The organism is Pseudomonas sp. Pdm06 (assembly GCF_014851795.1).
In the GTDB taxonomy this organism is placed as follows: domain Bacteria; phylum Pseudomonadota; class Gammaproteobacteria; order Pseudomonadales; family Pseudomonadaceae; genus Aquipseudomonas; species Aquipseudomonas fluorescens_AA.
This window is the reverse complement of record NZ_JACVAH010000003.1, coordinates 153,059-172,866: the sequence shown is the minus strand read 5'-3', so window position 1 is coordinate 172,866 and position 19,808 is coordinate 153,059. Positions and strand designations below refer to the sequence as shown.

18 protein-coding genes and 1 pseudogene are annotated in these 19,808 nt (G+C 60.1%); 9 read left to right on the top strand and 10 right to left on the bottom strand.

What is annotated here, in order from left to right; genetic code table 11:
* Positions 1–52: 52 nt before the first annotated feature.
* From IB266_RS06395 to IB266_RS06385, 3 genes are read right to left on the bottom strand one after another with little or no spacing between them, the layout of a single operon-like run.
* Entirely contained in the window at positions 53–1,336 is a 1,284-nt protein-coding gene (locus IB266_RS06395; protein ID WP_192260606.1) for an aspartate aminotransferase family protein, read from the bottom strand.
* Positions 1,326–2,336, bottom strand: a complete 1,011-nt coding sequence (locus IB266_RS06390) for a transketolase family protein (protein WP_192260605.1) — start codon at positions 2,334–2,336, stop codon at positions 1,326–1,328. Before IB266_RS06390 ends, IB266_RS06395 begins: the two co-directional genes overlap by 11 nt.
* Positions 2,333–3,217, bottom strand: coding sequence for a transketolase (locus IB266_RS06385; RefSeq protein WP_192260604.1), 885 nt, complete (start codon positions 3,215–3,217; stop codon positions 2,333–2,335). The genes IB266_RS06390 and IB266_RS06385 overlap by 4 nt, the downstream gene beginning before the upstream one ends.
* A 187-nt stretch (positions 3,218–3,404) precedes the next feature.
* Here IB266_RS06385 and IB266_RS06380 point away from each other — a divergent pair, with 187 nt between their 5' ends.
* From IB266_RS06380 to IB266_RS06355, 6 genes are all read left to right on the top strand, one after another.
* Complete coding sequence (locus tag IB266_RS06380; RefSeq protein WP_192260603.1) at positions 3,405–4,796, top strand: aminotransferase; 1,392 nt, start codon at positions 3,405–3,407, stop codon at positions 4,794–4,796.
* Positions 4,796–5,902: an ABC transporter ATP-binding protein gene (locus IB266_RS06375; RefSeq protein WP_192260602.1), complete on the top strand. Its 1,107-nt coding sequence runs from the start codon at positions 4,796–4,798 to the stop codon at positions 5,900–5,902. Before IB266_RS06380 ends, IB266_RS06375 begins: the two co-directional genes overlap by 1 nt.
* A 151-nt stretch (positions 5,903–6,053) precedes the next feature.
* Complete coding sequence (locus IB266_RS06370) at positions 6,054–7,106, top strand: ABC transporter substrate-binding protein (RefSeq protein WP_192260601.1); 1,053 nt, start codon at positions 6,054–6,056, stop codon at positions 7,104–7,106.
* A 142-nt stretch (positions 7,107–7,248) separates the two neighbouring features.
* Positions 7,249–8,430 (top strand): ABC transporter permease, encoded by a 1,182-nt coding sequence (locus tag IB266_RS06365; protein ID WP_318646583.1) that lies wholly within the window; start codon positions 7,249–7,251, stop codon positions 8,428–8,430.
* A gap of 12 nt (positions 8,431–8,442) precedes the next feature.
* Positions 8,443–9,261, top strand: coding sequence for an ABC transporter permease (locus IB266_RS06360; protein WP_192260599.1), 819 nt, complete (start codon positions 8,443–8,445; stop codon positions 9,259–9,261).
* Between the two features lie 73 nt (positions 9,262–9,334).
* Positions 9,335–10,069, top strand: a complete 735-nt coding sequence (locus IB266_RS06355) for an SDR family NAD(P)-dependent oxidoreductase (protein ID WP_192260598.1) — start codon at positions 9,335–9,337, stop codon at positions 10,067–10,069.
* 115 nt (positions 10,070–10,184) lie between these two features.
* On the opposite strand, the gene IB266_RS06350 is transcribed toward IB266_RS06355, so the two are convergent.
* On the bottom strand, positions 10,185–11,351 hold the full coding sequence (locus tag IB266_RS06350) for an MFS transporter (RefSeq protein WP_192260597.1): 1,167 nt from the start codon (positions 11,349–11,351) through the stop codon (positions 10,185–10,187).
* 94 nt (positions 11,352–11,445) lie between these two features.
* Here IB266_RS06350 and IB266_RS06345 point away from each other — a divergent pair, with 94 nt between their 5' ends.
* Complete coding sequence (locus tag IB266_RS06345; RefSeq protein ID WP_192260596.1) at positions 11,446–12,339, top strand: LysR family transcriptional regulator; 894 nt, start codon at positions 11,446–11,448, stop codon at positions 12,337–12,339.
* 221 nt (positions 12,340–12,560) lie between these two features.
* Positions 12,561–13,553 (top strand): hypothetical protein, encoded by a 993-nt coding sequence (locus tag IB266_RS06335; RefSeq protein ID WP_192260595.1) that lies wholly within the window; start codon positions 12,561–12,563, stop codon positions 13,551–13,553.
* A gap of 149 nt (positions 13,554–13,702) precedes the next feature.
* Here the strand turns inward: IB266_RS06335 and IB266_RS06330 are convergent.
* The 5 genes and pseudogenes from IB266_RS06330 to IB266_RS06310 form a co-directional block, all read right to left on the bottom strand.
* A pseudogene (locus IB266_RS06330) lies at positions 13,703–13,909 on the bottom strand (response regulator); the annotation flags it as partial.
* Between the two features lie 121 nt (positions 13,910–14,030).
* The gene (locus tag IB266_RS06325; protein WP_192260594.1) at positions 14,031–15,320 is read right to left on the bottom strand and encodes an NAD(P)/FAD-dependent oxidoreductase; all 1,290 of its coding nucleotides are present in this window, start codon (positions 15,318–15,320) and stop codon (positions 14,031–14,033) included.
* Positions 15,317–16,063 (bottom strand): amino acid ABC transporter ATP-binding protein, encoded by a 747-nt coding sequence (locus IB266_RS06320; protein ID WP_060742895.1) that lies wholly within the window; start codon positions 16,061–16,063, stop codon positions 15,317–15,319. The genes IB266_RS06325 and IB266_RS06320 overlap by 4 nt, the downstream gene beginning before the upstream one ends.
* Entirely contained in the window at positions 16,060–16,716 is a 657-nt protein-coding gene (locus IB266_RS06315; RefSeq protein ID WP_192260593.1) for an amino acid ABC transporter permease, read from the bottom strand. The genes IB266_RS06320 and IB266_RS06315 overlap by 4 nt, the downstream gene beginning before the upstream one ends.
* A 61-nt stretch (positions 16,717–16,777) precedes the next feature.
* A complete protein-coding gene (locus IB266_RS06310) occupies positions 16,778–17,536 on the bottom strand; it encodes an ABC transporter substrate-binding protein (protein WP_092254690.1) in 759 nt (252 codons plus the stop codon).
* 164 nt (positions 17,537–17,700) lie between these two features.
* On the opposite strand from IB266_RS06310, the gene IB266_RS06305 reads away from it, so the two are divergent.
* Complete coding sequence (locus IB266_RS06305) at positions 17,701–18,477, top strand: IclR family transcriptional regulator (protein ID WP_060742898.1); 777 nt, start codon at positions 17,701–17,703, stop codon at positions 18,475–18,477.
* A 252-nt stretch (positions 18,478–18,729) separates the two neighbouring features.
* On the opposite strand, the gene IB266_RS06300 is transcribed toward IB266_RS06305, so the two are convergent.
* Positions 18,730–19,695 (bottom strand): LysR family transcriptional regulator, encoded by a 966-nt coding sequence (locus tag IB266_RS06300; protein ID WP_192260592.1) that lies wholly within the window; start codon positions 19,693–19,695, stop codon positions 18,730–18,732.
* Positions 19,696–19,808: the final 113 nt, after the last annotated feature.

Genomic DNA, 19,808 nt, shown 5'->3' with positions numbered 1-19,808 from the left:
CAGTACCGAAGGCAGGTGTCAGCCCGCCTTCGGTCAGTGGCTGATAGCGCGGCTACACCAGCGTTTTCAAGACGTCCTCAATCACCCCAAGGGACTCATCCAGTATCTCCCGGGTGTGCGCGGTAGACAGGTACAGCCGCTTGAGTTGCATCGGCTGGAAGATATAACGCTTCTCGATCAGGCGTTGACGGAACGCCATATCGAGCGCGTCATCATTGCGCAGCAGATCGGTGTATTGGCAGTACGGTCCCTCGAAAAAATACAGCAGCCAGGCCGAACCATAACCTGCACTCTGTGCCGCAATGCCCAGGCGCTGAACGATGGCATCCAGTTGCGCGCGCATATAGTCGCCGAGTTCGAACAAGCGCTCGTAGGTCCCGGGGCGCGCCAGTTCTTCAAGGGTGGCCTGCACCGCCGCCAGCGTTGAAGGCGTGCCATTGCAGGTGCCGCCCATGAACACGCCCTTGGGGCCGGTCATGCCGATCAGGTGCATCAGCTCTCGTTTGCCCGCAATGAATCCTACGGGATAGCCGGACGAGGCGGCCTTGCCAAAGGTGGCCAGGTCCGGGGTCACGCCCACGATTGACTGGTAGCCGCCCAATGCATGCCTGAAACCGGTAATCACCTCGTCGAAGATGAGCACGACGCCATGGGTTAGCGTCAGGCTGCGCAGGTCCTTGAGGAAAGCATCCGTTGCGGCCACCGCCCCCATGTTGTGGGCGATGGGCTCGACGATGATGGCGGCCACCTCTCCCGGATGAGCCTTGAGGTATCGCTCGACCGCCTCCGCATCGTTGTAAGGCAGGACGGCGGTGTACTCGGCAGCCGCGTGCAGAATACCGTCGGACATCGGGTCGAACAGACCGATCCTGTCTCTGGCGGTCTGTCCGTTCATGGCGACGTAATCGTGCCAGCCATGGTATCCGCCCTGGAACTTGATGATCCGTTTGCGCCCTGTGGCCGCGCGGGCAAGCCGCAGGGCGTGATAGGTCGCCTCCGACCCGCTGTTGCAGAACGCAATCTGTTCGGCACAGGGAATGTACCGGACCAGCGTCTCGGCCACTTCGACTTCCAGATCGGTAATGCCTGCGCCCATCAGGTCCATGCGCTGCGCAACTTCAAAAACCCGATCACGAATGGCCGGATGCCCGTGCCCCAACACATGAGCGCCGAACCCGCAGTGAAAGTCGGTGTGGCGATGACCATCGGCATCGAAGAGGTAGGCACCTTCGGCGCGCACAAACGCGTAGGGTTGTCCGAGCTTGCGGCTGGGGCTCAGATGACCGCCTGGCAGCACTTTTTCCGCGCGGGCATACCACGCTTGATTAGCCGACATGGCGCTGCCCCTTGCCTGAAAGGCTGGTCAACGCTTCGCGGGTGACCGCTTCGATGCCCGCCGCGTCCAGTCGGTAATGCCTGTACAGGTGGGTCGGCGGAGCGATAAGGCTGTACTCGTCATGGATACCATGGCGTACCAGGCGTACACCGGCGCCCTCATCGGCCAGCACTTCGGCCACGGCACCGCCCAGACCGCCAAGGACGTTATGTTCCTCAACGGTGATCAGCAGATTCGTCCCGCCGGCAGCGTTCAAGATCGCCTCGCGGTCGATGGGCTTGAGGGTGTGCATGTCGATGACGCCGACCGCGATACCGCTGTCAGTCAGCGCCTTGGCTGCCTCCAGAGTTGGGTGCAGCATGCCGCCGGTGGCAATCAGGGTGACGTCACGGCCGACCGAATGCACGATGGCTTTGCCAAACGCGAAGGTGACATCGTCTGGGTAGACAATGGGCTCCTGGCCGCGTCCGATACGGAAATAGATCGGCTGCGGATGATGAATCGACGCACGAATGGCGGCCGCCAGTTGCGGGCCGTCTGCCGGGGCGACCACGGTGAGGTCGGCGATGCTGCGCATGATCGCGATGTCCTCGGTGGCATGGTGCGAGGTGCCGTAAAAGCCGAGGCTGATGCCGGTGTGATGGCCGATCAGACGCACCGGCAATGCCGAGTAAGCCACATCCATACGGATCTGCTCACAGCACAACAGCGCCAGGAATGACGCAAAGGTGGCCACGAACGGCATGGTCCCGGTGGTGGCGATGCCGGCCGCGGCACTCACCATATTCTGCTCGGCAATGCCAAACTGGATGAACAGCTCCGGATGCTTCTCGGCGAAGCGGTTCAGGCCGTTGGAGTATTGCAGGTCGGCCGTCCCGACGGCGATCGGGTGGCCGTCGGCGACCAGGTCCAACAGCCCTTCCGAAAGATAATCAAGCCCCGGATTGATGGCGTTCAGTTGGCGGTACTGCCAACTCTTGGGGTTGACCGGCGCACTCATTGAACACCTCCATTGGCTTTGATTTCTTCGATTGCCAGCACTTCATCTTCCGGCGCGAGCCAGCCCAGGTGCCATCCGGGTTCGGTTTCCATGTACTCCACCCCCTTGCCTTTGGCGGTGATTGCGATCACGCAGACCGGACGCTCCCGCGCAGGCTCGGCTTTCAACTCCCGAAACAACGTCGCGACAGCGGCTACGTCATGGCCGTCCACCTCCCTGACATCCCAGCCAAAGGCTCGCCATTTATCGGCCAGAGGTTCGATACCCACCACGTCATCGACCTTGCCATCGAGCTGGTAGCCATTGCGATCGACGATGGCGATCAGGTTGCCGGTCTTGTGGTGCGCAGCCGCCAATGCCGCTTCCCAGACCTGGCCCTCTTGCATCTCGCCATCGCCCAGCAGCACGTAGACGTCGAATGCATTGCCCCGCAGGCGCCCGCCCAGTGCCATGCCCAACCCGCCCGACAGGGCATGACCGATGGACCCCGAGCTGAAATCCACACCCGGCACCTTGCGCATGTCCGGGTGATCCCCCAGTGGGCTGCCCAGCCGGGTGTAGTCATCGAGCCAGGCCTTGTCGAAGAAATCCCAGTCGGCCAGCAACGGATAGAGCCCCACAGCGGCGTGGCCCTTGCCCATCAGAAACCGGTCGCGCCCGAGCCACTTCGGCTCACCGCGCTTGAGGCGCAGGGCGTCGTAGTACAGCGCGGAAAAAATCTCGGCACAGGAAAACACCGAGGTGTAGTGGCCGACCTTGGCGATGGAAATCAGCCGCACCGTCTCAAGGCGCACGAACAGTGCGCGCTCTTTCAGACGAGCGATCTGCTCGGGCGTCAACGGCGTTACGGGATCACGAACCGCAAGATTTGCAGCGGGCATGAGGGCACTCCTGAGTGGGTTGATCGAGGCCTGACGCGGCCTTCTTCTTACAACTTATAAGTTATATTTTGTAGAATCAAGCATCGATCGAGGTTTTTATTTTTTCTCGCCGAGGGCTTGCGTGACGTCCATTTCGATGTCAATCATATAAGTTATAAGTGATCAGTAACGCTCAACGAGGCTTTTCATGATGCAGGAAACCACCCCTCCCCTAACCGAACTGGCCCGCACGGACGTGCGCTTCCACCTGCATTCGCAGACCAATCTGCGGGCGCACCAACAACACGGCCCGCTGGTTATCGAGCGAGGGTCAGGGATATACGTGACGGACGAACATGGCCGGGACTACATCGAAGGGATGTCGGGCCTGTGGTGTGCCGGGCTTGGTTTCTCCAATCCCCGGCTGGTGCAGACGGCACAACGCCAGATGGCGATGCTGCCCTACTACCACACCTTCAATCATCGCGTGCCGAACGTGGTCGCACAGTTGGCCGAGCGCATCGCCAGCCTGGTGCCGTTCGAACAGCCGAAGGTGTTCTTTGCGTGCTCGGGCTCGGAAGCCAACGACTCGATGGTCAAGCTCGCCTGGGCGTACCATCGTGCTCGCGGCAATGACGGCAAGCGCAAGGTCATTGCCCACCAGAAGGGCTTCCACGGCTCGACGGTGATGGGGGCCAGCCTGTCGGGGCTACCCAACATGCATGCAGCGTTCGGCCTGCCGTTGGAAAACAGCGTACTGCATGTGCAATGCCCACACTTCTATCGCCATGGCATCGCGGGCGAAAGCGAAGCGCAGTTCACCGAACGCCTGCTGCGGGACCTGGAGCAGCGCATCGAAGCGGAAGGTGCCGACACCATCGCCGCGTTCATTTCGGAACCGGTGATGGGGGCCGGTGGTGTGATCGTGCCACCGCCCGGTTACTTCGCCGGCGTCCAGGCGCTGCTGAAAAAGCACGACATCCTGTTCCTCGCCGACGAGATCATCTGTGGGTTCGGCCGTACCGGTCGCTGGTTCGGCCACCAGACGCTTGGGTTTACCCCGGACATGATGGCCTGCGCCAAGAGCCTGTCATCGGGTTATCAGCCCATTTCCTGTGTAGTGGTTGCGGGAAATGTCTACCAGGTCATTGAAGAGCAGAGCCAGCAACTGGGTGGTTTTGGCCACGGCTTTACCTACTCGGGCCATCCGGTGGCAGCCGCCGTGGCCCTGGAAACCCTGACCATCTATCAGGAAATGCACCTGCCGCAACGCACCGAAGAGCTTGGCCGCCTGCTGCACCAGCAACTGGAACCGCTGCTCGCGCACCCGCTGATCGGCGAGGTTCGTGGCATTGGCCTGGTGGCAGGCCTGGAACTGGTCGTAGACAAACACACCCGTGCCGCCTTCCCCCGCGAAATCGCCATCGGCGTACAGGTCGAACGGGCAGCCCGTGAACAAGGGCTGATTGTGCGCAACATGGGTGATTCCATCGCCCTTGCGCCGCCTTTCATCATCAGCGCCGAGGAGATCGTCGAGCTGGTCGCCCGCCTGACGCGCGCACTGGATGCCGTCGCCCTGGCCAACGGGTTGTCACTGTGATGAACGCCAAGGCCGCTCTCTCTCAAACCACCCTGCCCTTGATCGAGTTCAACGGTGTTCAGAAAAGCTATGACGGCAAGACGCTGGTCATCAAGGATTTGAACCTGGCCATCAGCCGTGGCGAATTCCTGACCCTGCTGGGCGCCTCGGGCTCCGGTAAAACCACGACGCTGATGATGCTCGCCGGTTTCGAGACCCCGACCCGCGGCGAAATACTCATGGGTGGCACGCCGATCCAGAAAAAACCGGCCCATCAGCGGGGCATGGGCATGGTGTTCCAGAACTACGCCCTGTTCCCCCACATGAGCGTCGAGGAAAACCTTGCCTACCCGCTGAAGATGCGTGGCCTGAATCGCTCGGCCCTGCAAGCCAAGGTCAAGCGAGCCATCGACATGGTGCAATTGCACGGCATGCAGCAACGGCGCATCACCGAGCTTTCCGGAGGCCAGCAGCAACGCGTGGCGCTGGCCAGGGCGATGGTCTTCGAACCGGAAGTCATTCTGATGGACGAGCCTCTGGGCGCGCTGGACAAGAACCTGCGCGAACACATGCAGTACGAGATCAAGCAACTGCACAAATCCCTGGGCGTCACCGTCGTGTACGTGACGCACGACCAGAGTGAAGCACTGACGATGTCGGATCGGGTCGCCGTCTTCCATGAGGGAGACATCGCTCAGATCGGCTCGCCGACTGCGCTGTACGAACACCCGGAAAACGCCTACGTCGCCAACTTCATCGGCGAGAACAACGTGCTGGTCGGCACCGTCCGACATCGCGACGGGCAGACCTGTGAAGTGACCCTTGAAAACGGCCTGCACGTCACCGGCTCCGCTAAAGCGCTCAAGGGCCTACGGCCCGAACGGGTTGAATTGGTCATCCGTCCGGAGAACATCCGCCTGGGCCCGGTGACCAGCATGCCCTGGCAGGCCACGGTGATCGACAGCATCTACCTCGGAGACCATCTGCGGGTGCATCTGCGCCTTGGCCATCAGCAAGCGCTGATTGTGAAAGTCGCCAACAACGCGTTTTTCAAACAGCTGCGACCCGGCCAGGCGACCGGCTTTGACTGGAGTACCGACGACGCCCATCTATTCGAACTGAGCTGACCCACCGCTGCACCCGACAACGATAAGTCTCGACAACAATAACGATCCGAGAGGCAACCATGCACACCATCCCTAGCACCGTTTAGTTCGTCACTGCCCGTTTGTGAACCTTTGCTTCCTTTTACATCCTCAAACAGCAGGAGGGACCAACATGTCCTCGATATTCCGTCGCACCGCACTGGTCTGTTCGATTTGCGCCACCACCCTACTTGCCAGCCACGCGGCCCTGGCCCGTGACCTGACCGTCGTCGGCTTTGGGGGCGCCACCCAGGAAGCCTTCGACAAGGCCTACTTCAAGCCCTACGCCGCACTCAGCGGCAAGCCGGTGGTGCAAGACACCTACGACGGCGGCATCGCCAAGCAGAAAGCCATGGTCCAGGCTGGCAACCCCACCTGGGACGTGGTCCAGATGGACGAGAACGAAATGACCCTGGCCTGCGAGCAAGGCCTGCTGGAGCCCCTCGATCACAGCAAGCTGAGCAGCGCCGCCGACATCCCGACAGACAAGTTCGCTCCGTGCGGGGTCGGCGCCATCGTCTGGTCGGAAGTCATGACCTATGACAACAAGAAATTCGCCAACGAGGGTCCGAAAACCTGGGCCGATTTCTGGAACGTGAAGAAATGGCCCGGCAAGCGCGGCCTGCGCAAACAGGCACGCATGACCCTGGAAATCGCCCTCATGGCCGACGGCGTCAAGCCTGCCGATGTCTACACGGTACTGGCGACCAAGGCCGGACAGGATCGGGCCTTCGCCAAGCTGGATGAAATCAAGCCGTACATCCAATGGTGGGAAACCGGCGCTCAACCCCTTGAGTGGTTGTCCTCAGGCAGCATTGCGGTCACAGCCGCCTACAACGGTCGCATCGCCATCGCCAACCAACAGGGCGCGCATTTTCCACTGATCTGGAACCAGCAGCTCTACAGCATGGATTACTGGACCATCATCAAGGGCACGCCGAACCTTGCCGGCAGCTACGCACTACTCGACTACATGCTCAGCCCCAAAGCCCAGGGCGCCTTCACCCAAGCCATTCCCTACGGCATCGTCAACAGCAAGGCCCAGGCCGCACTGGACAAGCAGACGCTGAGCAACCTGCCCACGGCCCCCGCCAACCTGGAAAACGCCCTTCTGCTCGACACACCGTTCTGGGTCAACTACGAGGAAGACCTGATGGCGCGCTTTACCAACTGGGCGGCGAAGTAAGTCCAGCCCTTGCCTGAATGGCGGCTTCGTTCGCGCGAAGCCGCTGACATGAATTCCGAGGTCAGTCGATATGTCCGCCCCTGCGCTGGATTCACTAGCAAGCGCTCATCAGAAGTCGAGCAGACAAAAACGTCTCGTCTCTGTGCTGCTGTTGTTACCCCTGTTGATCTACACCGCTGTCTTCTTCGTTCTTCCCATCGGCATGATGCTGTATCGCGCCGTCAGTAACCCGGAGCTGATCCAGGCCTTCCCTCGCACGGTCCAGGCACTGGAGCAGCAAACCCCCAGCGATGCTCAAGGCCTGCCGGGCGATGCGGTGTTCGAAGCGATCGAGCAGGACTTTATCCACGTCGAGAATATGGGCGTCATGGGTGAAGCGGCACGGCGCATGAACTACGAAAACAGTGGTTACCGTTTCCTGATCACAGCCACTGCCCGCCGTTACCAGTGGCCCGCCAAACAGCAACCCGTCAGCGGTGAATCATCGCGTGCGCGCCTGACCGCCATCGACCCACGCTGGTCCACGCCAGAGCTTTGGCAGGCGTTCGAACGGGCGTCACCGGCCTACACGTCCTATTACCTGCTCAGCGCCCTTGATCTTGAGCGAACGGCCCACGGCATCCAGCGCGTGGCCCCGGACAAACGGGTCTATCTGGACCTTACCTTCAAGACGTTGAAGATTGCCTTTGTCGTCTCCGTCTTGTGCCTGCTGCTGGGCTTTCCCTTCGCCGTGTTGCTGGTAAAAGCTTCCCGCCCCTTTCAGATGCTGTTGATCCTGGCGGTGATGTTGCCCTTCTGGACGTCGCTACTGGCGCGGACCACAGCCTGGATCGTGGTGCTGCAAGAGAAAGGTATCGTCAACACCCTTCTGCTGAAACTGGGGCTGATCGAGCAACCGTTGCCAATGATCTTCGATGCCCTGGGGGTCTACATCGTCATGGTCCATATCCTGCTGCCCTTCACCGTGCTGCCGTTGTACAGCGTCATGAAAGGCATTCCGGTCCACTACATGCGCGCCTCGCAATCCCTCGGCGCTCATCCGGTTCGCGGCTTCCTGCACGTGTACCTGCCCATGACGCTCACAGGTATCGGCTCCGGCACGCTGCTGACATTCATCGTCGCGGCTGGCTACTACGTCACGCCTACTCTGGTAGGCAGCGCACGGGAGCAGATGCTCGGCTATTTCATCGCCTTCTACACCAACACCACAGTCAACTGGGGCATGGCCTCGGCACTGGGCCTGGTGCTGATCCTCTGCGTCATGGCGATCTACCTGGTCGCTGCACGGTTGGTGGGCATCCGCCAGATCGCCGGACTCAAATAATTGGGGAAACCTATGAATCATTTCACCTTGTGTTTCGTTGGCCGTAATCTGATGCGCCTGTTCGGGATCGTCATGATCGTATTCATGATCGCGCCTTTACTGGCCGTGGTGCCTATATCGTTCAGCAGCGGCACATTCCTGTCCTATCCCCTGCCGGGGCTATCCTTGCGCTGGTATGAGAAGGTCTTCAGTGCCGGCCCCTGGCTTCAGGCGTTGCGCAACAGTCTGTTGGTCGGTTGTGCCGCGACGCTGCTGGCCACGTTGCTGGGGACACTTGCGGCGCTGGCATTCGCCCGACGCAACCTACCCGGCGCCACCAACGTATTGGCGCTGCTGATTTCGCCAATGATCATTCCACCGGTGATTTCCGGGCTGGGCATGTATTTTCTGTTTGGACAGTTGGGCCTGACAGGCACTCTGACCGGGATGATCCTGGCCCATACCGTATTGGCGACCCCCTTCGTCCTGATCAACGTTGCCGCCAGCCTGCAAGGCCTGGACATGAGTCTGCTCAGGGCCGCGGCAATGTCAGGGGCATCGCCCGTGCGCGCGTTCATCAATGTCGGCCTGCCGATCATTGCACCAGGGGTGATCTCGGGGGCGCTGTTTGCATTCATGACGTCGTTCGACGAAATCGTCGTCGTGCTGTTCATCGGCGGCCCCGGCCAGCGCACGCTGCCACGACAAATGTTCGACGGCATCCGTGACACCATCGATCCATCGATTGTCGCGATGTCATCGTTCCTGCTGGTCGTGGGCCTCGCAGGCCTGCTGACCACGACCTGGCTCTCGATGCGCTCAAGCAGAACACTGAATCAATCGGTAGCCTGATATCCAGCGGCCACGAACGCTTTCACAGCAGCCGGCATGACATGAGCCGGCAATACCTTCAGGAGCAACATCCATGTACATCGTCACAGGCGGAACCCAAGGCATCGGCGCCGCAACCGTGGAAAAACTGGTCAGCCTCGGCCATCCGGTGGTGTTCACCGGGCGCGACCAGTCGGCAGGCACCCAGCGGGCCGCAAGCCTGCCCAACTGCACCTTCGTCGCGGGCGACGTATCGAATGAAGACGAGTGCCGCAACGTCGTAGCAATAGCGCTGCAATTGGGCAACGGCAAACTGGCGGGGCTGGTCAACAACGCAGGCATGTCGGGGCGCAAAGCGTTTATCGAAACCACCCAACAGGAGTGGGATACGTTGTTCGCCGTCAATACCCGCTCGGCCTTTTTCTATACCAAACACGCGTTGCCGGGTCTGATCGCAGGCCGGGGCGCTGTCGTGAACGTCTCCTCCATCGCTGGAAAGACCGGAGAGCAAGGGCTCGCCACCTACTGCGCGAGCAAGGCCGCCCTCCTCGGCCTGACCCAGGCGCTGGCCCTGGAGTACGGTGGGCAGGTGCGTTTCAACGCTGTCTGCCCCGGACAGATCGCCACGCGCATGATGGATAAAATCGTCAATGACGAAGCCCGGCTAGCGGCGCTGACCGCCAGGATTCCAGAAGGACGCCTGGCGTCCGCCAGGGAAGTCGCGGAGGCCATCTGCTGGTTGCTTTCACCGGGCGCAAGCTACGTCAACGGTACGACCCTCACGGTCGATGGCGGTGAAACAGCCGGCTTGCTCACGCCTGAATCCTGATCGTTTCCACCGTCCATCCTGAGTGACGGTCGATGTTAGACCGTCGCTGTTTGGCCCCACGATGGCCAAGCAGGCTCGCAAGACGATGGCGACTGACAGCCCCTTCACATCATCGTCACGCAACCGCCGTTGCAGCCGCTCTGGAACGCCAGGCAAAAGCCAGCACCATCAACAGCCCCAGACCCGCCATGGCCGCGCCGGCCAGGGAAATCGCCGGATAACCCAGCCCGGCATTGATCACCGCTCCGCCCAGCGCCGCACCTATCGCGTTGCCGAGGTTGAAGGCACCGATGTTCACTGCCGAGGCCAGATTGGGCGCGTCCTTGGCGGCTTCCATGACGCGCATCTGTAGCGGCGGCACCAGGGCGAAGCTGGCGATCCCCCATATCAGGATGGCCACGGCGGCCGGCAGTGGCCAACGCATCAGGACGGTGAACGCCAGCAAGACGAGAATCAGCACGCTCAGCGAAGCGATCAGGGTGCGGTCTATCGAGCGGTCGGCGGCCTTGCCACCCCACATGTTGCCCAGCGTCAACCCCACACCGAACAACACCAGCATGGAGGTGATGTAAGCGGTGGACCCGTGGGTCTCGTTGCTGAGGATCGGTGCGATGTAAGTGAAGACGGTAAACATTGCACCCGAGCCGACGACAGTCAGGGCCAACGCCCCCAGCACCGGGCCACGGCCCAGTACCCGAATTTCAGCCAGCACACCGACGCCTTGCGGCATTTTCAAGTTAGGCAAGGCGAACCACAACGCGGCCATGGTCAGCCCGCCGAGGCCGGTGATACCCCAGAATGCCGTGCGCCAGCCGAACAGTTCGCCAAACCAGGTGGCCAGCGGCACTCCGCCGATGGTCGCCAGGGTCAGGCCCATGAACATTGCCGCAACCGCCCCGGCACGTTTCTCCGGGGCAACCACGCTGGCGGCGACGATGGAGCCAACGCCAAAGAAGGCACCGTGGTTCAGTGAGGTCACCACCCTGGCGACCATGAGGCTGTAGTAATCGGTCGCCAGGGCTGACATCAGATTACCCAGGGTGAAAATCGCCATGAGCCCGATCAGCAGATAGCGCCGGGGGATCCTGCCGGTGGTCAGGGTCATCAACGGCGCGCCGAGCAGTACGCCCAGGGCATAAGCACTGACCAACAGTCCGGCGGCAGGAATGGAAACACCGAGATCCGCAGCGATGCCCGGTAACATGCCCATGGGGGCGAACTCGGTAACGCCGATGCCAAAGGCACCGATGGCGAGTGCAACAAGTGGTGGATTGATACGCATGGAAGGCTCCTCATCTATGCTGCGAATGCTACGATCCTGTCTTTTCAGGCGGTAGATAGCATTTTTGGCAATCACCTTTGCGTAAGAGGCACAAATGGACTTCAACGGCAGATCAGGTGAAATGAGCGTGTTCGCCACCGTGGCGCAGGAAGGCAGCCTGTCAGCCGCCGCGCGTGCATTGGGGCTGACACCCTCGGCGGTCAGCCGGATCATCGCGCGTGCCGAGCAACGCCTGGGTACCCGCCTGCTGTTACGCACCACCCGAGCGATCACCTTCACCGCCGAGGGCGAGGCTTTCCTGCGCGGCGCCCGGCGTATCCTGGCCGACATGGATGAGGTCGAAGAAGCGATCGCCGACCAGGGCGTACCCAGGGGCCGTTTGCGGGTCAGTGCCGCCCTTGGCCATGGGCGGCTGGCCATCGTTCCTTTGGTGGCAGCATTCAGCGCTCGCTACCCGAACATCGTCGTCGATCTCACCCTCGGCGATGAAGTCGTCGACATTCTCGGCGGCCAGGCCGACGTGGCGGTACGCTTCGGCCATCTGCCGGACAGCCCGCTGACCGCGCGCAGGATCGGCGACACCGGCCAGGTCGTGGTGGCATCGCCCGAGTACCTGCAGCGCCACGGCATCCCCCAGGAGCCGGAAGACCTGCTACGACACAATTGCCTACGCTTCAACTTCCGGCGTGCCGAACCCAACTGGCCGTTCATCCGCGACGCAAGGGAGTTTTCCCTGAAGGTCAGCGGCAACATCGAATGCAGCAGTGGTGAAGCGCTGGCACAACTCGCACGAGTGGGTGCCGGAATTGCCCGTATCGGCGAGTTCAGCGTGAGCGAGGACCTGCAGCGCGGTGACCTGATACCGCTATTGGAAGCCTGGAACCCAGGCGACCGAGAACCGATTCACGTGGTGTTCGTAGGGGGCTCGGCAATGCCGGCGCGGGTGCGGGTGTTCGTGGATTTCCTGCTGGAGCATCACCGGATGTGAGCGGTGGCGTCACCGGGCGAGACGTATGACTAAATAGGAAACTTGGGAATTTCAACGCAAAAAAGTCTGCTAGCCTCATTGTGACCGTGGATCACCGAAACCTGGTTACAGGTAAGCAAAGGCGGTGCATTCGTGGTTTCCAGTCGGCACAGCGGGACGTGTTCACGTCATGGTGGCGTCGAGTCCTGGCTATAGCACCACGGCAGATGGAAGAGGTTCCCATGTCCAACGAGTACTCAGTCTATTGCCGAGACGGTACCTACTACATTCGCGACTTGAAAGGTAATCGCTGGACCGTGCAGGCAAGGTACGGAACCCGGGAGCTTAGCGATGGCTCGCCTATCGATCCGTACGAAGAAATCTTGCTGAAAGATGACCGGTCGATCGTGCGTGTCATCCCCAAGGCGGGCGGCGCCCCGACCTACGGACGTTTTTCCAACTACAAGAATGCCTCATCCGGAAAAATCACCAAACGCAGGATTCGAGCCGTCAATCACGGGCTGATGAACTTCGTGCTGCTGCAAGGTTCCTGGGCTTGGCTTGTGCCCTACGAGGGCAAGAAACAACCGCAGATGCACGATCTGATGCATGGCTTCGTCGGCAAACGCATACACACTAAAAAAATGAAAGCTGCGACATTGGAAGAAGTGGGCGAGGAACTATCCGCAACGCAGTACGCTCGCAAGGGCGGGGTGCTCACCTTCAACAAGGGACATTCAGCGATTCGGTACGACTGGTGCCATCTGGTAGGTCATGGGCTGCTTGGCAAAGACATTGCGGGCAACATCGTCGCTGCAACCACGTACCAAAACTCGGAACAGCTGATTCTCGAAAGCGTCCTGCATGACTACCGAATGGAGAAAATGATGTTGAAAGTCGAAGCCAAGCTGGCATACGGCTGGAAACACCTGGCGGAATCCATCTGGTTCAGGGTCATGCTGAACGGCGACACCATCTACTCACGAACCATGGACGCAAGACGGGCCACCAAACCAGACTTCAATGAGTACACCGAAGTCTCGACGGATATGCGGCGTCAGTTGAACCGTGGGCTCAAAAAGCATTACTCGGGCGACGACATGACCATGGAAACCTTCGAAGCCATCAGCAACAAGTTGGGAATCGTTGACCCGTCATCGTCCACCGGTCTCTGGAAGTCTCTTATGGAGACAATCCGCGGAGAGGACGAACTCGCTGCGGACTTGGAAGACTGAACGTTCGAGGGGGCCCCAGCATAGCGCCGATGGTCAACAGGGGCTGTCTCAAGCCCCTGACGACCGTGAACTCCACTGCAACCTATCCCTGCGCAAACGATTTCATGAGCTGCATGTCGGCCGTCTTATGGCTAGGCGGCTCGACGCTGTATCACTCTGCAACCAGGAGCCTCTTCAAGACCATCCATGACCGGCATCATGAAGTCAGTGATAATCAAGGCTGGACGTTCTCTTTCCAGCACTTCGAGCCCTTTTTGACCATTGCTGGCTTTTACGACCATGAAGCCCTCGTCCTCTAACGCAAAACTGAGGGTGTCAGTGGACAGGTCCGAGTTCCCTGGAGCAGCGCGTCGAATCCTTCGATTCCGCTTTGAAGGCGTGACTGAATGGAAAGTTGGCCAGAGAGTCGCTCGCCTTGGGCCGATACGACTCCACTGACAACGCCCAACCGGTGCCTGCAGTTTCTTCAATAAACGCTCAAAACAAGGCATCCAATACCCGGTAATAGCTGATCCCGGCAGCAAGATAAAGCCGCTGCAACGCATGAAACGGAATTCGCCGCAGTGGCATGGCCGGGAATGGGAAGTCCTGCGTCGCCCCTGAGAGCTTCGCGGCCAGATGCTTGCCTAACGCCGTGGACAGGGCGATGCCGCGGCCGTTGTAGCCGAGCAAGACTGACAGCCCCGGTGCCGGATCATGCACATGCGGAAGAAAGCTTTGCGTCAGGGCGACCCGACCACTCCAGCGGTACTCGACAGGCACCTCCGCCACTTGCGGAAACAACGCCCCCAGCGAACGCTCCAGGTGCGCCCAGTCACGCTGCCGGGAAGGCTCCGAAAACGGCCCCCGCCCTCCCAGAAGCAAACGCCCCTGGGCATCTTGCTTGAAGTAGAGCAGCAAACGGCGTGAGTCCGAACAGACCTCGCCACCGGGCAGGATGGTCTTGCGGATCGCCGGCGGGAGCGGACGGGTCGCGATGATGAAGCTGTTGGCCGCGACGACGGTCTGGCGCAACCCGGGCCACAGGTCGTCGGTATAGCCATCGGTGGCCAATAACACCCGTTGCGCACTGACCTTGAATCCTTGCGCAGTGGACAACAGCCAGCCTGATCGCTGCCGCTGCAGCCCCGTGACGCGGCTGTGGCCGTGGATCATTGCGCCCTGCCCCACTGCGGCCTTCGCCAGGCCACGGGCGTAACTCAATGGGTGCAAGCTGCCGGCCCGTGGATCGACCCACCCCCCCAGGTAATTCTCGGTACCGATACGTTGGCTGACCGCGGCCCGGTCCAACAGCTCCACCTTGACGCCCCGGCGTTGCCATTGCGCGGCGCGCTGCTCGATGGTCTTCATCGCAGTCGTTGAACAGGCCGGTTGAATCCAGCCTTTGCGGGTGGCATCACACTCGATCCCGTACTGGCGAATCAGCGCAAACACTTCGTCAGCGGCTGACCCGGCCGCCTCGATCATCGCTTCGGCACGGGCCGGGCCGAACTTGGCGAGCAATTGATCCGGGTCGAACTTCAGCCCAGGAATCACCTGCCCGCCGTTGCGCCCCGAGGCCCCCCAGCCTGGCTCCCCGGTATCCAGCACACAGACGCTGACACCCGCTTCGGCCAATCGTAAAGCCGTCACCAGACCGGTATAGCCAGCCCCCACGATGGCCACATCCACTTGCTTGTCTTCGGCCAAGGCCGGCGTTTGCACCGCCGGTGTGGCAGTCGCGGCCCAGAGCGAGGCCGGCAGTTGCGGGGCGAAAGGTGCATTCATGCCGGCACCTCCCCGCTGTGATTGAGCAGTCGGCGAAGAAAGTCCTGTGTGCGAGGATGCGTCGGCGTACTCAGTACTTCCCCGGCAGGTCCTGACTCGACGATCTTGCCACTGTGAAGAAAACAGACCTTGTCGGCGACGTCTCGAGCGAAGGCCATTTCGTGGGTCACCACGATCATGGTCATGCCCTCATTGGCCAGATTGCGCATCACCGCCAACACTTCGCCGACCAACTCCGGATCGAGCGCCGAGGTCGGTTCGTCGAAGAGGATCGCCTGGGGGTTCATCGCCAACGCCCGGGCGATGGCGACACGTTGCTGCTGCCCCCCGGACAGTTCGTCCGGGTAGGCATTCATCCGATGGGACAAGCCGACCTTTTCCATCAGCGCCTCGGCATTCTTGCGCGCCGCCTGAGGGTTCTCCTTCTTTACGTAGATCGGCCCTTCCATAACATTTTCCAGGGCCGTGCGGTGCGGGAACAGATTGAAGCGCTGAAAGACCATCGCCACCCGAGTGCGAATGTCGTGGATGTTCCTGGCATTGCGGTCGACACGTTCATCGCCGACCAGGACCTCGCCCTGGTCATAACTTTCCAAGCCATTGATACAGCGCAGCAACGTGGACTTCCCCGACCCCGAAGGGCCAATCAGGCACACCACTTCACCGCTCTTGACCTGCAAATCGATGCCTTCGAGGACCGGCACGCTGCCGTAACGCTTGTGAATGCCCTTGATCTCGATCATGACGTTCTCCGGGTGCTGAAGCGTGCTTCCAGACGGCGCAGCGCAAAGGACAGCGGCAGGCTCATCGCCAGGTAGAGCAATGCCACCAGGGTGTAGACCGTCATGTTTTCGAAGGTCGAAGAGGCGATCAGTTGCCCCGCGCGAGTCATCTCGGCCACGGTGATGGTGGAGACCAGCGACGAGTCCTTGAGCATCATGACCAGGGTGTTGCCGTAAGGCGGCAAGGCGATGCGAAATGCCTGGGGCAGCACCACGCGTCGCATCACCATCGCACCGCGCATACCCAAGGATTCCGCCGCCTCGATCTGCCCTTGCTGGATCGCCTGGATACCGGCCCGGAAGTTCTCCGCCTGATAGGCCGAATAAGCGATTCCCAGGCCAATGACGCCGGCCTGCATCGCAGTCAGTTGAATGCCGAATTCCGGCAGGACGAAATAGATATAAAACAGCTGCACAATGATCGGCAGCCCCCGGATGATGTTCACCACACTGATGGCGAACAACGCGACCGCACGTATTTTCGAGACCATCATCAGGGCCAGGAGCAGGCCGATCAGCGAGCTGAGTACAAACGACCCGGCCGTCACTTGAAGAGTGACCACCGCTCCTTTGAGCAAGATAGGGAGGAAGTCCAACGCATTCTGGAAAATCATAAAAGCTACCCACGGAACAATGAGTGGACCCGCCCGCTACCGCAGGCGGTCGACAAAACCATCAGTTGAGTTTCCACTTCTCGATGATCCGCTCGAGGGAACCATCAGCCTTGATCGCAGCGATGCCTTTGTTGACCTGCTCCAGTGTTGCGTTGTCGCCCTTGCGCACGATCAGGCAAACGTCCCCCATCACCACTGGCTGATAGCTCTGTACCAGGTGCACCTTGTTCTGGGTGCCCTGGGCCAATTGGTAGGCGACGATCGGGCGATCGGCGAAACCCGCCTTGATACGGCCGAGGGCCAGGTCGCGCATCAGATCGGGGATCGAGTCATAGCCACGGACTTCTTTGAAGACACCACGCTTGTTCAGCTCATCGATGAACACGGTGCCGACCTGGGCGCCGACAACCTCGCCGGCAAAATCCTCCATGCGGGTGTACGCGGTCGGGTCGTCGGCCTTGACGATCAGACCCTCGCCATAGGTGAAGACCGGATCGGAATACTGCACCACCTTTTCCCGCGCCGGCGTCCGGAGCATGGCGGCAGAAATCAGGTCGATCTTGTTTGAAGTCAGTGATGGGATCAGCGAAGCGAAGGTGGTCTGCTGGATCTCCACCTCGAAGCCGCCAGCCTTGGCCACCGCCTGCGCGGCGTCGATCATCATGCCCTGGATACTCTGGCTCTTGACGTCGAGAAAGGTGAAAGGAATCCCCGTTGCGGTTGCACCGACCTTGTAGACGGGCTCGGCGACGGCGTTGGCTGAAGCGATGCCAGCAGCCAGGGCAACAACGAACGTGAGTGCACGAAAGCGAGTAAGCATGGCGTATCTCCCATTGGACGCTTTTATTGTCTTAAGTCCGGTAAGGGTTGCCCCATATGGATGGCAGGAGGCTCAAAATGACTGTAAAGCGATTTACAAAAATCGTAAAGAGATTTATAAGTATCGAATATCGATATTCAAAGCGCAGAATATAAGGACTCTCCATGAGCGATAACCCCCATCCGCTGTTCAATCAGTCATTGGAAAAAGGCCTGGCGGTGCTGCGGGCGTTCAACGCAGCCCGGCGCACGATGAACCTGGCGGATATCGCCCAAGCTGCAGATATCAACAAAAGCTCGGCCCAACGCATGATCCATACCCTCGAAGAGCTGGGTTATGTGCGCAAGCACCCGCAGACCAAGCGCTTCCAGTTGACCCCGAAGGTCATGGAGATCGGCTACAACTACTTGGCCGCCGACACACTGGTGGACGTGGCCAACCCGTTCCTTGCCGAGTTGGCACAGGCTACCGGGGAGACGACCAACCTGACCGAACCCGACGGGCTGGACATGGTGTACGTGGCACGCTTCGTGGCGCCGAAATTCATCCCTATCCACATGCCCATCGGCAGCCGGATCCCGATGTACTGCACCGGTTCCGGACGGGCCTTCCTGAGCGCCCTGCCCGACGACGAACTCGTTGCCGCACTGCAAGCCAGCGAGCGCAAACGCCATACCCAGTACACCCTGACCGCGATCGACGACATCATCGAGCAGATCGAGGCCACACGGCGCAGGGGCTACGCCACGAACAAGGAAGAGTTGTTTCTTGGCGACATGTCCATTGCCGCGCCGATCATTGGCAGCCAGGGCCTGCCGGTCGCAGCCGTGCATGTGGTGGTGCCAACGAGTCGCTGGAGCCTGGAGGAAGCCGAGCGCAAGCTGGCGCCCGCGGTGATCGAATGTGCACGGGCGATTCGCTCGTCAATACGAACCCTTTAGCAGATTGACCCCATGGACAGCCACCGTTTCCCTTGCACAACTCCAATTATTACCACCGTCACTTAGAGGGTGGCACTGCGCATACTGGAGGGGGTGATTGAACCCTGGGATAGTTCAACTAGGTGCCTTTCCAACGGAACACGCCGGAACAGGTCGCGGTGTTTGAACGAGAACAGCGCCAACGGTTTGATGGTGCAACTTACCTATCACTCCGGTTGCCGCCAAGGTTCGTGGGTGACTACCACATAAACATCAAACCGGAGCCTTCAGATCCACCCCCAGCGCCTGGGCAAAAGCCTTTACCAAGGGGCTGCGCACAGTGTTGTGACGCAGTATCAGACTGAACGGCGTGACGATGTTGATCAGGTCCGGGCACACTGCGCGCAACTCTCCCCGCGCCACCATCGACGCGGCGTAATGCTGAGGCAGAAACCCGAGGAAACGCCCCGTCTTGATCAGCAACGCCACGGCTTCCACCTGGGTGGCCGAGGCGGAGAAGCTGTCGTAGTGTGCAAATTTCAGTTTGTCGCGATGAATCGCGTAGCGATGGTTGACGCACTCATGCTCCTTGAGCACATTTTCTCCCATGTCCGCGTCCGCCATGGAGAACAGCGGATGGCCGAGTGCGCAATAGACCTGCGAACGTTCTTCATAGAGCTCGTAGTAATCGAACTCTTCGCGTTTTTGATAAATCGGTACGATCCCTGCCACCAACCGTCCTTCGACGACACCTCTTTCGACTTCATCGAGTTGCGAAGCCTGAAGTTGAAACCGAACCTTGGGCGACTGCTCATTAATCTTTCTGAGCGCAGCAACTAACGGGGAATTATCATCCGAGATAGTATTATCAATAACCCCCACACCAAGGTCACCAACAAGTTCGTTTTGCGCGGAACTAAGGCGATCTCGAAAGTTGTCGACCGAGGCAAATAAGTCTATCGACGCCTGATACACCAGACGCCCTTCTTCCGTCAGATGAAAGCCCTCGCGCCCGCGTGTGCAAAGGCGCATACCGATACGGATTTCCAAGTCGGAAATCTGTTTGCTGATGGCTGCCAGCCCCACATTCAGCTCATTCTGTGCGGCACTAAAGCCTCCCGCCTCGACCACGGCCTTGAACACTTTGAGCAATTTGAAATCCAGCCCGCTGAGGGCCAACGGTGCCCTTTGCGGGGGTCTTGGCGGCGGGTTTCCGGAATTGGAAAGTGGGGTTTCCATAATGCTTATTTACCTCTGGCGCTCTATTCAACAACCTGTGCCCAACAACAAAAACAAGCTGGCCCAATAATAATGAACACAGAAAACCAAGCTTGGCAACTGACAATAAATTC